Source organism: Rhizobacter sp. P5_A1 (assembly GCF_056400745.1).
Genome location: NZ_JBFUKR010000002.1, coordinates 208272 through 222633, shown reverse-complemented (window position 1 = coordinate 222633; position 14362 = coordinate 208272). Strand labels below are relative to the sequence as shown.

The 14362-nt window shown below is 61.7% G+C and carries 11 protein-coding genes and 2 pseudogenes; 3 read left to right on the top strand and 10 right to left on the bottom strand.

Annotated features, from left to right (window positions below; all coding sequences use genetic code 11):
* Positions 1-15 precede the first annotated feature (15 nt).
* From AC1DTW_RS02840 to AC1DTW_RS02810, 7 genes are all read right to left on the bottom strand, one after another.
* Positions 16-1089 carry a Gfo/Idh/MocA family protein gene (locus AC1DTW_RS02840; RefSeq protein ID WP_477978915.1) on the bottom strand — a complete coding sequence of 358 codons (1074 nt, stop codon included), beginning with the start codon at positions 1087-1089 and terminating at the stop codon, positions 16-18.
* Positions 1086-1853 (bottom strand): WecB/TagA/CpsF family glycosyltransferase, encoded by a 768-nt coding sequence (locus tag AC1DTW_RS02835; RefSeq protein ID WP_477978913.1) that lies wholly within the window; start codon positions 1851-1853, stop codon positions 1086-1088. The genes AC1DTW_RS02840 and AC1DTW_RS02835 overlap by 4 nt, the downstream gene beginning before the upstream one ends.
* 68 nt (positions 1854-1921) lie before the next feature.
* Entirely contained in the window at positions 1922-2848 is a 927-nt protein-coding gene (locus tag AC1DTW_RS02830; RefSeq protein WP_477978911.1) for a glycosyltransferase family 2 protein, read from the bottom strand.
* A 183-nt stretch (positions 2849-3031) separates the two neighbouring features.
* Positions 3032-4243, bottom strand: coding sequence for a glycosyltransferase family 4 protein (locus AC1DTW_RS02825; RefSeq protein ID WP_477978909.1), 1212 nt, complete (start codon positions 4241-4243; stop codon positions 3032-3034).
* An 18-nt stretch (positions 4244-4261) separates the two neighbouring features.
* Positions 4262-5290 carry a glycosyltransferase gene (locus tag AC1DTW_RS02820; protein WP_477978907.1) on the bottom strand — a complete coding sequence of 343 codons (1029 nt, stop codon included), beginning with the start codon at positions 5288-5290 and terminating at the stop codon, positions 4262-4264.
* On the bottom strand, positions 5277-6287 hold the full coding sequence (locus AC1DTW_RS02815) for an acyltransferase family protein (protein ID WP_477978905.1): 1011 nt from the start codon (positions 6285-6287) through the stop codon (positions 5277-5279). The genes AC1DTW_RS02820 and AC1DTW_RS02815 overlap by 14 nt, the downstream gene beginning before the upstream one ends.
* 14 nt (positions 6288-6301) lie before the next feature.
* Positions 6302-7660, bottom strand: coding sequence for an oligosaccharide flippase family protein (locus tag AC1DTW_RS02810; RefSeq protein WP_477978903.1), 1359 nt, complete (start codon positions 7658-7660; stop codon positions 6302-6304).
* A gap of 145 nt (positions 7661-7805) precedes the next feature.
* Between AC1DTW_RS02810 and AC1DTW_RS02805 the strand changes: the two genes are divergently transcribed.
* Together AC1DTW_RS02805 and AC1DTW_RS02800 are read left to right on the top strand one after the other, a co-directional pair.
* Complete coding sequence (locus AC1DTW_RS02805; RefSeq protein WP_477978901.1) at positions 7806-9359, top strand: O-antigen ligase family protein; 1554 nt, start codon at positions 7806-7808, stop codon at positions 9357-9359.
* A 111-nt stretch (positions 9360-9470) separates the two neighbouring features.
* The gene (locus AC1DTW_RS02800; RefSeq protein WP_477978899.1) at positions 9471-10466 is read left to right on the top strand and encodes a glycosyltransferase family 2 protein; all 996 of its coding nucleotides are present in this window, start codon (positions 9471-9473) and stop codon (positions 10464-10466) included.
* A 47-nt stretch (positions 10467-10513) separates the two neighbouring features.
* Here the strand turns inward: AC1DTW_RS02800 and AC1DTW_RS02795 are convergent, their stop codons facing one another.
* Both AC1DTW_RS02795 and AC1DTW_RS02790 read right to left on the bottom strand, forming a co-directional pair.
* Positions 10514-11236: a class I SAM-dependent methyltransferase gene (locus AC1DTW_RS02795; protein WP_477978897.1), complete on the bottom strand. Its 723-nt coding sequence runs from the start codon at positions 11234-11236 to the stop codon at positions 10514-10516.
* Positions 11237-11269: 33 nt separating this feature from the next.
* Complete coding sequence (locus AC1DTW_RS02790) at positions 11270-12427, bottom strand: acyltransferase family protein (RefSeq protein ID WP_477978895.1); 1158 nt, start codon at positions 12425-12427, stop codon at positions 11270-11272.
* 411 nt (positions 12428-12838) lie between these two features.
* Here AC1DTW_RS02790 and AC1DTW_RS02785 point away from each other — a divergent pair.
* Positions 12839-14036 (top strand): annotated as a pseudogene (locus AC1DTW_RS02785) (IS256 family transposase).
* Between the two features lie 60 nt (positions 14037-14096).
* Here AC1DTW_RS02785 and AC1DTW_RS02780 read toward each other — a convergent pair.
* A pseudogene (locus tag AC1DTW_RS02780) lies at positions 14097-14353 on the bottom strand (hypothetical protein); the annotation flags it as partial.
* Between the last annotated feature and the right edge of the window lie 9 nt (positions 14354-14362).

Below are 14362 nucleotides of genomic sequence, written 5' to 3'. Positions count from 1 at the left end.
CTCGGGTCTGCGCCATCACTTGAACATCCGCGACAGCACGCTTCTGCGCGCCGGCTGGGCATTCGGCGGCAGGTTGCCGGCCGTCTGGCCGACGATCATCGAAACCAGGCGATCGGCATCGAGTGCCGAACGAAAGGTGTTCTCGCCGTCGATGCGCCGGGCCTCGACGCTCTCGGCGAAGTAGTCGATCTGCGCCGAATACTCCTCGCCGCGCAAGTAGTACCAGACCTCTTCGGTCAGGTCGGTCGTATAGCGGATCGTCCAGCCCTTATCCACACCGGGCAGTGCGGCATGTGGCTCGCGCAGGTAGATCTGGCATTCCTGGCGGTCGGCGGTGATGCGGCCATTCGTACCCCACACCGAAATTCTGGTCGACATCTTGCGAAAGCTCTCATCGCTCCAGTTCACGCTCAGCTGGCCGCTAGCACCGTCGGCGTAGCGCAGCGTGCAGTAGATCTCGTCGTCCACGTCCTGCGAAAACACGCCGTGGCGCACCACGCCGTCCACCGCGATGGGTGCGCCGACGACGAAATTGACGAGGTCGATCGCGTGGCAGGCGTAGTCGTACAGGGCTCCGCCACCCTCACTCTTCGCGGAACGCCAGGTGCTGCCCTTAGGCCGCAGCACGACCGGTCCGAAGGCTTCGGCGCGCACGTGGTGGACTCGGCCCAGCGCTCCCGACTTGACGACGCGCGCCGCTTCCTTGAATGCGCCGACGAAGCGGTAGTGATAACCAACCTGGTTCACAAGGCCCTTGCTCTCGGCCAATGACACCAGCTTCTCGCCATCGCTTACGTCGAGCACGAACGGCTTCTCGCAGAACACATGCAGGCCGCGATTCAACGCCTTTTCGACCATCGCCGCATGCAGCTTCGACGGCGTGGCTACCACCAGCGCGTCCAGTGGCTCCTGCTCGAGCATCCGGTCGAAGTTGTCGTAGCACTTCAGGCCCGAATATTTGGTCAGGATGTCGGTGAGGTAGGCGGTCGAGTCGCAGCCCGCTACCAGTTCCAGGCTCGGGTGGGCGCGCAGGATCGCCAAGTGCGACAGCCCCATCTTGCCCAGGCCAATCATGGCGGTACGAATCATCGAATAGGTCCTCTCGAATCGGCAACGGACTCGGCTTGCATCGGCGAGCGGTACAGCCCCGCAGCGTCGAGCAGAAGCAGCCAGAAATACTCCATGTCGCGCAGGTAGCGGCGCCAGTAGCGGCGCGGCTCGGTGGTAATCCGATACAGCCACTCGAGGCCGATGCGCGTCATCCAGCGTGGTGCCCGCTTCACCGCGCCGGCTTCGTAGTCGATCGTCGCGCCCACGCCCATGTAGACCTTCACGTTCGGCATTGCATGGCGGTACTTGACGATCCAAATCTCTTGTTTCGGAGCGCCCAGGCCGATGATCAGGCAGGTGGCGCCGCTGTCATTGATGATGCGGATGACCTCATGGATCTCCTGTTCGTCTTTCACGAACTCCATCGACGGCGAATGCGCGCCCACAACCACCTCACGCCCGACGCGGGCGTTGATGCTCTGCATCGCCTTCTGTGCAATGCCCGGCGCCGCGCCGAGCATGAAGACCTTCACCGCGGGGTTGTCGCGGTGATGGGCGCAGTAAGCGGGCACGATGTCGGAGCCCGAGACCTTCTCCTGAATGCGCCGGCCGACCCAGCCCAGCCCCCAGTACACATACTTGCTGTCCGAGGTGATGAAGTCGGCCTGCCGGTAGGCGTCATAGAAGGCGCGGTTGCGCTGCAGGTGATACAGGTGATCGGGGTTCAACGTGAAGACCACGCCCTCGTCGAGCTCGGCCATCAGCTGCGTCATGGTCAGGTTGTCGACCCACACGTTGAGCATGCGCGAGCGGGGCCAGGGCGCGGCGGGCGGTTGCGGTACCGCTGCGTTGTCCGGTATGGCGGTGTCTTTCATGTTTGGGGGTTGGCGATCGTCGGCGTGCTGCGCTCACGCAGTACCTCATCCACCGCCCGCTGCTTGCCCACCAGTAGGGCGCGCCATTGCCAGTGGCGCAGGAAGCGGCGGAACTCAAGGTTGTCGTAGCGTGGCTTGCGCTGCAACCAGCTCCAGACGTAGCCCCACCACATCGCCAGGCCGGCAATCACGTAAGGCTTTTCCGTGAACCGGTTGACCGCATTCGCCAGCATATAGATCGGGCTCGTGCCCATAAAATACTGCCCGAATCCATGGCGCATCCGGCCGGTGACCCAGCCCTTGTGGCTCGTGCCCTGCGGGCGCAAGTGGGTGAAGCGCAGCTCGGGCACGTCCCAGCTGCAGGCCTGCCAGCCCATCATGCGGCAGCGATGCACGTCGATACCGTCCCACATCACCTCGCGCACGAAGCCGCCGAGTTGCTGGAAGCGGTCGCGGCGATAGAACTTGGTGGCGCCGATCGAGGTCTCGTCGCCGTGTCGCTCGCTCACGAACTCGCCGCCTTCGTGGATGTACGACTTGCCGCTGCAGGTGGCGATGCGCGGGTCGGCCTCCATTCGTTGCATCAGCGTTTCGAAGTAGAGCGGCGGCAGGATCAGGTCGAGGTCGAGCTTGCACAGGTATTCGTAGTCTTCGGGTCGGATGGTCTCGTAGCCGGCGTAGAAGGCCTCGATCACGCCCGGCCCTACTGCACGGGTGCCGCGGTCCTTGCGGGTGACGATGCGGATCCAGTCGTGCTTCGCGGCGTACTCAGCCAGGATTGCCGGAGACTCATCAGTGGACCCGTCGTCCACGATCACCCACAAGGCCGGACGAACGCTTTGTGCGATGACGCTGTCCAACGTCTGGCGCATGTACCGCGCCTCGTTGCGGCCGGGGGAGATGAGTAGGTAGTCGCGGTTCATTGGCGGCGGGAACTGCCGAAGACATTCGTTGGATGGTCACATTCGGCGCGTATGAACCAAAAGCCCGTGACCGTGGACCGCGGAGGATACAACGCCAGTCGTTGATTCTGCCGTGCCTCTTGTCCCCGGAACCCGCCGTCTCGGGAACAATGCGCACCGGTGCCGCCAGTGTTTGGCCGGCTATCAGGCCGGGGGCTCGCGTGACATCAATGCCAGCAGCTTTCCTGCCTCCATGTCCACGTCGTGTGCGGTCCATACGGACCGGTAAGCCCGGTCCCCCATCGCCGCCAGGGTGTCAGGTTTAGTGGCCAGACACGCCTCGATCGCCGTGGCCAAAGCCGCGACGTCACTGGCGGGATACAACCAGCCCGTCTCCCCCTGAATTACCAATTCCGGGATGCCCGAGAGAAACGGTGCAATCACTGGCCTGCGATGCGCCATCGCCTCCATGATGACCACCGGCAGGCCTTCGGAGAGGCTTGGAACCACGAGTGCACGTGCCTGACGCAATTCGCGTTCGATGCCTTGCGCATCGAGCCATCCGGTCATCCGCACCTGCGTTGCCAATCCGCGCTGCAGGATCAGGCGTTCAACCTCCGCACGCATCGGGCCGTCACCGACCAACGTGACTTCCACGATGACTCCGACCGAAAGCAGCCGAGCCGCCGCTTCGATCATCAGCAGTTGCCCCTTCTCCTTCGAGAGCCGACCCACGCATAAGAGGCGCTTGTGCTGGGCACCCGGCGCGACGGAATCAGCACCATACCCAGCCTGCAGGCCACATCTGACCACGGCAACTTTCGGCCACATGGCGTGTGGTATCCAGCGGTAGAACTGGTTGCGACCGAACGAGGACACCGCAGCCACGAAACTCGCGTGCATGACCTTGTCCGCAAGCGCCATCTGGGCCGGTCGGTCCATGATGTCCGAGCCATGCGCCGTGAAGCTGTATGGCGGACCCCCCAATGCGTGGACGAGCAGCGCGACCTCGGCGGGGTTGGTGGCGAAATGGGCGTGCAGATGGGTCACGCCGGCGTCCCCAAGCCACCCTCGCAGTACGCAGGCCTCGAGCAAATAGACCAGGTGAACAGCGAAGCTACGGTCCGAGTCGCGACTCATGCGCAGTGCCAGGCCTGCTGCACGCCAGAGCGAGCGCGGCCTCGTCAGCGCACAGTGCACCAGCGCCTTCAAGAGCCCCACGCCGCGTTCCCGCAGCACGTAGCGCGTGCGTTCGAGTTCGATGCGGTCCTCCACATCGACCAGCTCGTCTTGCCAGCCTCGCAGCGCGTATCGCGTCACCGTGACACCGCGCCGTTCCAGCGCCAGGATCTCGCGCTTGATGAAGGTGTGACTGACTGCCGGATACTGGTTCACCAGATAGGCGACGTGAAGCAACTTTGCCGCTCCCGCTTCTTAGGACTTGTAGTCAAACGACGCCGAAGCAGCCCGTGACCACCGGCTCTTCAAGAACTGCAATTGCCCAGCCAACTCAGGCAGCTTGCCCAGCATCAGAAAAAAACCGCGTTCGGCGCGCGCACGCCATGGTCCGTGAGCTGCCAGTGTGTTGCGCATCACGAGGGCCGGGTACACCGCCAGCATCATCAAGGCCGGTCTGCCCCAACAGCCGAAGGCGATGCCCGTGAGAGAGGGCAACACGACGCACCAGAGCCATGGGCGCACCACCCGGCGAAGATCACCCAACCTGTCGTCACCCAGACGCATGGCCAGGGTATTGGCGTAGCCGAATCCCGTTCGCTTCGCGCGAATCCACCACTGGTGGAATCGGTACATCGCTGCATCGTGCAAGGCCATCGGCGTGGAAAGTCGTGACACGACCCCCCCCTTGGCGCGCAGCCTCGCACAAAGCTCTGCCTCTTCGCCGGCGGCGATGTCGCTGCGGAACCCACCCACCGACTCGAACAGATCTGCGCGCATCATCGCAACGCCGCCGCACGAGGCCGTGTCGCCCGCCGGCCTGGCCCATTCGGCGTCGCACAATCGGTTGTAGACCGATCGATCCGGAAACCGTTCTCTCAGCCGTCCGCAGACGCATGCCACTCGCGGATTTGCTTTGAGGTTGGCGCATGCCGCAGGCAGCCACCCGTCGATGATCTCGCAGTCGCCATCGACAAACTGTACGAATGCCACGTCCGGCCAGCGCTGCCGCAGGCGCTCGAAGCCTCTGTTGCGAGCCCGTGCAGCCGTGAAGGGCATGCTCAAATCCAGCGCGAGGGCTTCGATGCCCCTGGAGGCAGCCATGTCCAACGAGCCATCGGACGAACCGGAATCCACATAGACGATGCGTGAGGTCTTGCCAACGATCGAGTCAAGGCACACGCGCAGGCGGTCGCCCTCGTTCCGGCCGATTACCACCACGCCGAGCGCGCCATCCGGCCCGGGCGCGTCACGTGTGGAACTGCGCACCGCATCATCGTGCAACACGAGCCACCTTTCGCCTCTTGAGCTTGTCTGAGAGTTGTTTGCCTTGTTGGATCCACCAATGCTCGAAATAGAACGTCGACACGTGGGCCAGAGCGAAGGTCAGTAGAAACAGTAAGGGCCGTTTGAGGTACCTCACCCACCGTTCACCCTCAAGCAGCCACGTGAACATGAAGAGGTGGTGAATCACGTACAGGGCATACGATATCGTGGCGACGTATCCGAGGGCACGGCTGTGCAACACCACAAGCAGGCGTGCCGGTGGGTTCAACAGCGTGGTGCCAACCAGAGCCGCTGCGATGTAGGGTCGAAGGTAGTTGGCGAACCCGGTCGATGGATGGCTGGCCACTGCGAGCAATGCCAAGAGGACGTAGGCGTTCAAACCCGCCACAAGCTTCCGAGGGCGGTCGCCGAATTTGCCGGCATGGATCAGGGCTAGAGTGCCCCCGGCCAGAATTTCGTCAACCCGGCGCCAGGTCACGATGTCGACGAGCGCGCCCATCGCCACCCTGTGAAGGGTGATCGCGATACAGACGACGGGCAGCAAGTAGAGCCCCCGCCGACCCCACACGGCCGCCACGATGGCGACGGCCACATAGAACTGCATCTCGACGCACAGGCTCCAAAAGTGACTTGCGATGTCGGTCAGGTGCTGGGGCGGCAGATTCGCATAGAAGAGAAAGTTCGGCAGGTAGTCCGCAGCCATGGTACTGGTGTATGGCAGGGCCACTGCCAATGCCAGCCATGCCAACGGAACAATGCGAAAGAAGCGCCGGATAAGGAAGTCAGGGATGCTCGCGTGAGTCAGCAAAAACCGCGTGATCAGAAATCCGGAGAGCGTGAAGAACAACGCCATGCCCATTGGCCCGGCGGTCTCGTTGACGCGCCAGCTCTTGGGACCAAGGGGCAATAGGTGGGTCGCCAGGACCAGCAGAATGCTGATGCCGCGCCAGCCATCCAAAACAGCGAGATGGTCCGGGACCTTGGAGGGGGAGTTCAAGGAATTGCTTCTGCTCAGACTGCATGCCGAAGCACGAAGGCTACTGCCCAGCCCACAAGAAGTCCAACTGTGAAGATGGGCAAGGCAAGCAGTTCACATCTCAGGTCAAGAAGCCCAAGCCGGTGTTGTAGGGTCAACGCTGCGAGCATGTTGACAAGCGAACTGGCGGCAACGGCAACAACCGCACCGTGAGTCCCTTGCAATAAGTAGCCTGCCGGCACCAAGCAACACAAGGTGACCAGACGAATCCCGTTGAGAACACTCAGCAGTTTGACGCGGCCTGCGGCGATTAGGCACTGGTCGAAGACATCGGTCCGCGTTGCGACAAGTGTCAGTGTGAGCACGCTCAGCATCCAACCTGCTGGTTCGTAACGAGGGTCATATAGCAGCCCAATGATGGGCTCACCCAACATTACCAGCGCTCCCGACACTAGTAAGCACACCAGATCAAGAGGTTTGCGGATGCGGTAGATGGTCTTCCGCAGATCTGCAGGCCTGTCGCGAAATACCTCGCTCAGTGCTGGCAGAACTGTGTAGCCAACCACACGGCCTACCGCCGTCTGAATAGCGCCAGTAATGAGCAGCGCAATCGTGTAAAAACCCATCGACCTGCCGTCAAGCATGCCACCGAGCATCAACCGGTCGCCATTGGCTAGCAGAAAAGTGAAAGACGAGGATAGGAACACCCACTTTCCGAAGAGGAGGATTTCTTGGAACGCCGCACGCTCCCACTCGAACCGATTCGCGGGGCCCGGCAAGATCGCGTGAGTCAGAACTGTTTGCACCAACGCCCCAAAGATCAAGCCTCCGGCGAGCGCCCACACGGTCGGGGAAATCCATGCCCAGACCAGGACGAAGATCGTGCCCGAGAGTTGACTGGTCACCTGGATCTTCACGAAGGTCGCCAGAGACAGTCTTCGGCGGGCCCACCAGGCCTTGGTTGACTCGAAGCCTTCAATCAGCGCACTTACGGAGATCACGGCCACCAGCGGCGGCACCCTGGGGTCAGCATAGACCGAAGTGGCGGGCAACCAGTCGACATCGGAGGCAAACTTCAGTCCGGCCGCTAGCGCGAGGCTGGCGATCATGACGAGGACGCCGCGCCCGATTTGCATCACCCAGCCAACATTCAGAAAGGTTGGCTCGTCACCCCGAGCGCTACGCGTTGCGCCGGCGTTCAGCCCGATGTCGGAGAACATGTGCAGGCCCGTCATGACGACATAGCCGACCGCCATCACGCCGTACAGTTCCGGCGCAAGCAGTCGCGTCAGGATCAGGTTGCTGCCGAGCCGCAGCACTTGCATAAGGCCGTGACCAAAAAGCAGCCAGCCTGCGGCGCGCACAAACCGCTCCTTCAATGCGCTATTGCTCACGTGGACGTACGATTCGCGGTGTAAAGTCTTGCGGCTGTTGATGGATGCCCCGCCTTTTGTGCCTGTTAGCCAGCGAGCAATTGCTGGACGCAACCGAGGGCCCTTTTAAGTCTAGCAGGCCACATGCGCCTTTGAGATCAGCCTGATGTCATTCATCTATAAAGCCCTCGCGGTCGTGATGCTGGTCACGCTGATTTCGTTCATGGTGTTCAAGCCGGCATTCGCGCGCTTTATGTCCGCGGAAGACTTCGCCAGACGTCGAAATCTGTGGCTCTGGTTGTGCGCCACATCGTTCTTGGCGCCAAGCATTTGGCTCTTTGTGCTCCTGGCCGCGCCGGCGATCTTCTTCGCGAGCAGGAGAGACCCAAACCCGGTCGCGATGTACCTCTTCATCCTGCTCGCAGTACCACCGGTGCGGGTCGCCGTTCCCACTTTCGGCTTGGTCGGGCAGGTCTTCCCAATGGACTACCTTCGCCTGCTCTCGTTGACCCTGCTGTTGCCGCTGGCGGTTCGGCTCGTTGGACAGCCCAGGCTAACAGTGCCGGGCGCAGCAGTCTCCGGCAAGAGCATGCTCACCGTCGTCGATGTGCTCTTGTTGAGCTTTCTGGGGCTACAACTTGTCTTGTCGTTTCCGTATGACTCGGCGACGAACATCATCAGACGCGGCTTGCTGATGTTTATAGATGTCGTGCTGCCGTATTTTGTCGTGAGCCGGGCCTGTCGCGGACGCGCCATGATCGCCGAGGCGATGGCCAGTCTCGTCATCGGGGTGGCCGTGCTGGCTCCGTTTTGTGTGTTCGAGTTTTTCAAGGGATGGATGCTCTTCGCGGGCATCGAAACCCAGTGGGCTCAGGGCGAACCAGGCCGCCTGTTTTTCCCGCTGTACCGTGGGCCGTTTCTGCGCGCGCAGACGACGGCCGGTCACTCCATCTTCATGGGCTATTTCATGGCCATGGCTTTCGGGATGTGGCTCTACCTGCAGGGACGCATCGATGCAAGGGGCTGGCGCTGGCTGAGTCTGCTGGCGCTGATGGCTGGCTTGGTGACGGCATTGGCACGTGGGCCCTGGGTGGGTGCGGCGGCGGCCCTGATCACCTACCTCGTCCTGGGACCCAACGCAACTCGGCGTGCGTTCAAGGGGATCGTACTAACCGTGGTTGTGGGCGCTGCGGTGATCGTCTCGCCCTGGCGCGATCAGGTCATTGATTACCTGCCGTTCATAGGCACGGTGGATTCGCAGACCGTGATCGCGCGCCAGGAGCTTGCGGTGGGCTCCTGGTTGCTGATCCAACAGAACCCGTTTTTCGGCTCGCCGTCGTTCTTGGCATACATGGAAGAGTTTCGAACCGGGGAGGGCATCATCGATCTCGTGAACACCTACGCCGTCGTTGCGCTGTCATGGGGGCTTGTGGGCATGGTCCTGTTTGTCGGGGTGTTCCTGGCGTCGATCTGGCGGGTCTTCGCCGTGGTTCGACGCCTGTCCGCAACTGATCCAGATACCGCGCAGATGGGGGTGGCGCTGATTGCCTGCCTCATAGGCACCTTGGTGGTCATCGGCACTACGTCGTTCCTGCACGCAATGCCCTACATGGTCTTTGCGATGACAGGGCTGACCTTCGCCTATGTTCGGCTTGCCGCTGAAGAACCCTTGGGAAGCCACGCCACGCTTGCTGCGGTGCCGCAGGCGCACCGCGCGTAAGTGAGGGGTCCTTATCGTCGCGGCTCAGCGTTAGCGCGCAAAAACCGGAGTCCGGAGAAGAACATCGATCGCACCATCGCAAGTACGGAACGACCTGTTCGAGTGCTCGTCGTGATCGTCAACTACAGAACCGCGGCGTTGACGATCGCGTGCCTGCGATCGCTGGCGCCCGAGGTTGCTGCCGACTCGTCCATCCGAGTCAATGTGGTCGAGAACGATTCGGGGGAGGGCGAAACGATCCGCGCTGCGATCAATCGTCACGGCTGGAGCAGTTGGGCCGAGCTGACCTTAGCGGAACGAAATGGCGGGTTCTCATACGGAAACAATCGCGGCATCGAGCCGGCGCTGCGGTGGCCGGTGCCACCGGCCTATTTCATGCTACTGAATCCGGACACTGAAGTTCGCCCCGGCGCTGTCCGTGCCTTGGTCGAGTTCATGGATGCTCATCCAAAGGTGGGCATTGCCGGCAGCAGTTTCGAGAATCAGGACGGAGCCGATTGGCCCATCGCATTCCGATTTCCGACGCTGGGCGGCCAGTTCGTGCAAGGAATCAGGTCACGCCTCGTGACTCGTTTGATGCCCGGCCAGGTCACGGCCATGAGGATGGGCCGCGAAGCGGTCGACGTTGACTGGGTGTCGGGCGCCAGCATGATCATGCGGCGTCAACTCCTCGATGACATCGGATTGATGGACGAGGGCTATTTTCTCTACTTTGAGGAGGTTGATTTTTGCTTACGAGCCTGGCGTGTCGGTTGGTCTTGCTGGTACGTGCCGCAAAGCCGTGTCATGCACATCTCGGGTCAGAGCACCGGTGTCGCGGCGCCGAACAGAAAGCCAAAACGCATGCCGCTCTACTGGTTCGCTTCGCGTAGCCGCTACTTTGTGAAAAATCATGGCTTGGCATACGCTCGCCTCGCCGACTTGGCGTTTGGGTTGGGGCGATCGCTCTGGACGCTGCGCCGAATGCTACTGAGGCGACCGCCCGAAGATCCGCCGTGGATGCTGGCTGACTTCTGGCGGACGAGTGTTTTGTTCCGGCGTCGGAGCGTTGTAAATCTGTGGATCGACGCACGTCACCAACCGAAACCCTCAAACAAACTGCCTTGACGTGAATACCTATTTTGGATTTTGACGGCTGACCGTTGACATTTAACTCATGGCTGCCGTCGTAGCACGTACAGCAGGTCGGCATGCCGGTCAGAGTATGTTCCGAATGAAAATATACTGACAGCTCGGGTTGTGAAGCCGATCAGCGCTCGCATGATCTTGTTGCGGGGCCCGTCCGTTGCAAACGCGTACTCGGCCTCGACGCGCAAGTTATTCTTGTTGCCGAACGCGTACATGCCTTCCCTAGAAATCACCGGATCAAAATAGGTGCGGTAAGGGCCGTAACCGATGTGCCCGGCGGTCTTGATACCCAGAACGAACCGATAGTAGAAAACATGAAACCAATGCGGGCTTATTCTCGTGATAAGGCCCTTGACGGAGGCGGGGTCGGGAATCTCAATAATAATAATACCATTCGGTTTCAACCACTCCGTCATTCTCAGCAGCACATCCTCGGCCCCCAAGATGTGTTCCAGCACGAACGCGCTGTAGATTACATCGAACCTGCGATCCCCAAAGTTGATCGTTCTCAAATCACCATGGATGGCTTCATCAAGATCCTTCCGGACGTTCTTCCGGATCTCGAGGGCATCTTTGTCGAGATCGACGCCGGTAAGAAGGAACTTCTTTCCGTCAAGCTTCAGGAGCCATCGCTGGCCACAGCCCGCTTCCAGGATATCGATTGAAGACTCGGCGTCGCCTTGCTTGCGAACCATCTCTCCCAGAAATGGCACCTTTTTATTGGAGGCAAGAATCTCAAGCTTGTGCATGTTTGGTGATTTCCATTCTTCAGGTCGCGTAGTCTACGGTTTTGGCGCCGCGGCCCCATGGCTTGATGCCTTGTTCGGCGCCCCCGGCTGCAAGGCGGAATCGCGGGGCGCCGCAAACACGAGCCGCCGGATCGACTGGCTGACGCGGTCTTTCAACTGCAGCGCCCGCTGTTCTATCAAGTGCCACGACAACATGGCCAGCGCCAGTGTGGCACTGCCCGAAATCAACACCATCGACAACACCGATATGCCGGGAACGAGTGCAGCGGTTAGTTGCTGGATGGGGAACGCGTAGATGTACGTTCCATAGGAATAGTCGCCAACTCGGTTGAAGCGACGAACGGCTCCGGCAGGAACATAGGCAAGCCATAGCAGCAGGTAGGCGAAAGTCGCGCAATACGCCACGAAGAACGCCTCGCGGCTCACTAAAGACACGCACAACGCAAGTAGCGCCGCACCCGCCCACCGATGCGACAGGACGACGTGGCGTCGCAGCACATAAAAGGCCGCTCCGGAGAAGAACATGAACGAAAGCCGCAAGCCCGCCTCCGCGGCATCGGGCCTCAGGAAGTGCACCGCGATGTGCGCTATTGCGGCGGCCGCGAATACTGCGAGGACGAGCTGGCCCCAAAGTACTGGTCGCCGCCGCCCCGCCAACTTGGCGAAGAACCACAGCGCCAGCAGCAGCAGGTACATGCGCAATTCCCATGGCATCGACCACAGCGAGCCATTGACGGCTGATCTGTATGGGTTGCTTTCGAACACGCCCGGCAGGACATAGGCGACTCCGAACACCAGAGTCGCATCTTGCACAAGGTACTTGAATGTGCTCAGGTGGGTCAGGTACTCGGCGGCCGGAAGTCGGGTTAGGGCGGTCCCGAGTACAAAGACGGTCAGCCCGAGCATCACCAGCAGCGCTGGGTAGACGCGCAGCACGCGCGCACAAGCGAAATCGAGCGCACTCTTCCTTCTCGCCAGGCTTGCGGCGACGAGAAAGCCGCTGGTGATGAAGAACGCGTCGACTGCAAAGTCGCCGAGGGTCATGCCAAGCCAGTTCCTCAGCGGCTCCATCTTCGGATCACCGGCCGTCAACACAAAGCTGTGCGTGACCATGACGGCCAGCGCCGCGATCAACCGTATCAGGTTGAAATTGTTGTCCTTACCCTCCGCAGCTTCGATGAGTAGTCTCATATGTGGGGAGCGCGCGGGAAGGATTCGTCAGATATTTTTACAGCAGAGAAGTCGGGATCGGTCTGCGGATCCGCTGCTGAGTCTATCGTGGTCTTGCCCCTATGTTCCAGGTCTATTCGCGAAGCACCAGAGGGCGGCTCGCCTGGACTGAGGTGCTGAGTTGTGGTGCCGGCTCGACCCACGCCGGCGCGACGCCTTCGGCCACCCGCAACCCTTTGGCCGCTATCACGCGGTACACACGCCTGGTTGATGTCCCAGGAAGTGGTGTAAGTCTTTCGTCGCGGCAAGGCGCGTAGGGCGTAGCCCGAAGCGGCTTGCCGCGCGGCGACGGCGATCCCGGTCGGGGTGGCCATCGTGGTCCCGGATATGGTTGAGGTGCGACCCACCAACCTGTCCAAGGAGATTTCCACGATGACCACCGCCACTATGGCATTGACCGAGCTGGCCGAGAAGGGAGCTGACGTCGACGTGCTGCGCCAGATGGTTCAGTTCATGGCCCAGCGCCTGATGGAGCTTGACGTCGAGGGGCGCTGTGGCGCTGGCTACGACGAGAAGACGCCTGAGCGCATCAACAGCCGCAACGGCTACCGCGAGCGCACCTGGGACACGCGCGCCGGCAGCGTCGAGCTGAAGATCCCCAAGCTGCGCCAGGGCAGCTACTTCCCCGAGTTCCTGGAGCCGCGGCGCACGGCCGAGAAGGCGCTCACCGCTGTCATCCAGGAGGCCTATGTGCAAGGGCATCTCCACCCGCTCGGTGGACGAGCTGGTCAAGGCGCTGGGCATGAGCGGCGTCTCCAAGAGCCAGGTCAGCCGCCTGTGCGGCGAACTCGACGAGCGCGTGGGCGCGTTCCTGAACCGCCAGATCGAGGGCGACTGGCCGTACCTGTGGATCGACGCCACGTACGTGAAGACGCGCGAGGCCGGGCGCATCGTGAGCGTCGCGGTGATAGTCGCTGTGGGCGTCAATACCGAGGGCCAGCGCGAGGTGCTCGGGCTGAAGGTCGGCGCTTCGGAAGCAGAGCCCTTCTGGACCGAGTTCCTGCGCAGCCTGAACCGCCGTGGCCTGCGTGGCGTCAAGCTCGTGATTAGCGACAGCCACGAAGGCATCAAGGCCGCTGCAGCCAAGGTCCTGAAGGCCACCTGGCAGCGTTGCCGCGTGCACTTCATGCGCAATGCTCTGGCGCACGCCGGCAAGACGCAGCGGCGCATGGTCTCGGCAGCGATCGGCACGGTGTTCGTGCAGGACTCGGCCGATGCGGCACGGGCGCAGTGGCGCTCAGTTGCTGACCAGCTGCGAGGCAAGTTCCCCAAGCTCGGCACGCTGATGGACGACGCCGAGAACGATGTGCTCGCGTTCATGACCTTCCCACGCGCGCACTGGACGCAGATCTATTCGACCAATCCACTGGAGCGACTGAACGCTGAGATCAAGCGGCGTACCAACGTCGTGGGCATCTTCCCCAACGACGCGTCGATCACGCGACTCGTCGGCGCCATGATGCTCGAGCAGAACGACGAGTGGTCACTCAACCGGCGCTACATGCAGCTTGAGGGCCTGCAAACGCTCAGCGATACTGTTCCCACTCGGCTGTCCGCTGTGGCTCGCTGAGTACCGCGTGTCTCAGCCTGTCCGGGCTGTGGACCTACACCACGCGATGGGACACGACCCACGCCTGGCGCTCACACGCGGCGTTGCGGCGCTCGCGCGGTGTCGATTGACCAGCGCACGGGCGCGCCGATAGCCGCAACCTGGCAGCTCGGTGATCTGCGCTCGGATTTCCACGGCTTCACCCACAGATACCGCCATCAATGCGCCTTGTCGTTCGAACTGCGCCACTGGAGCAGCGGGCCGCAAGGGACGAGGGACCAGCGCTTGCGGCGCTGGTCCCTCGTGACTACTTCGATCGTCGCTGTATGTCTAGCGATGCCCCGCGC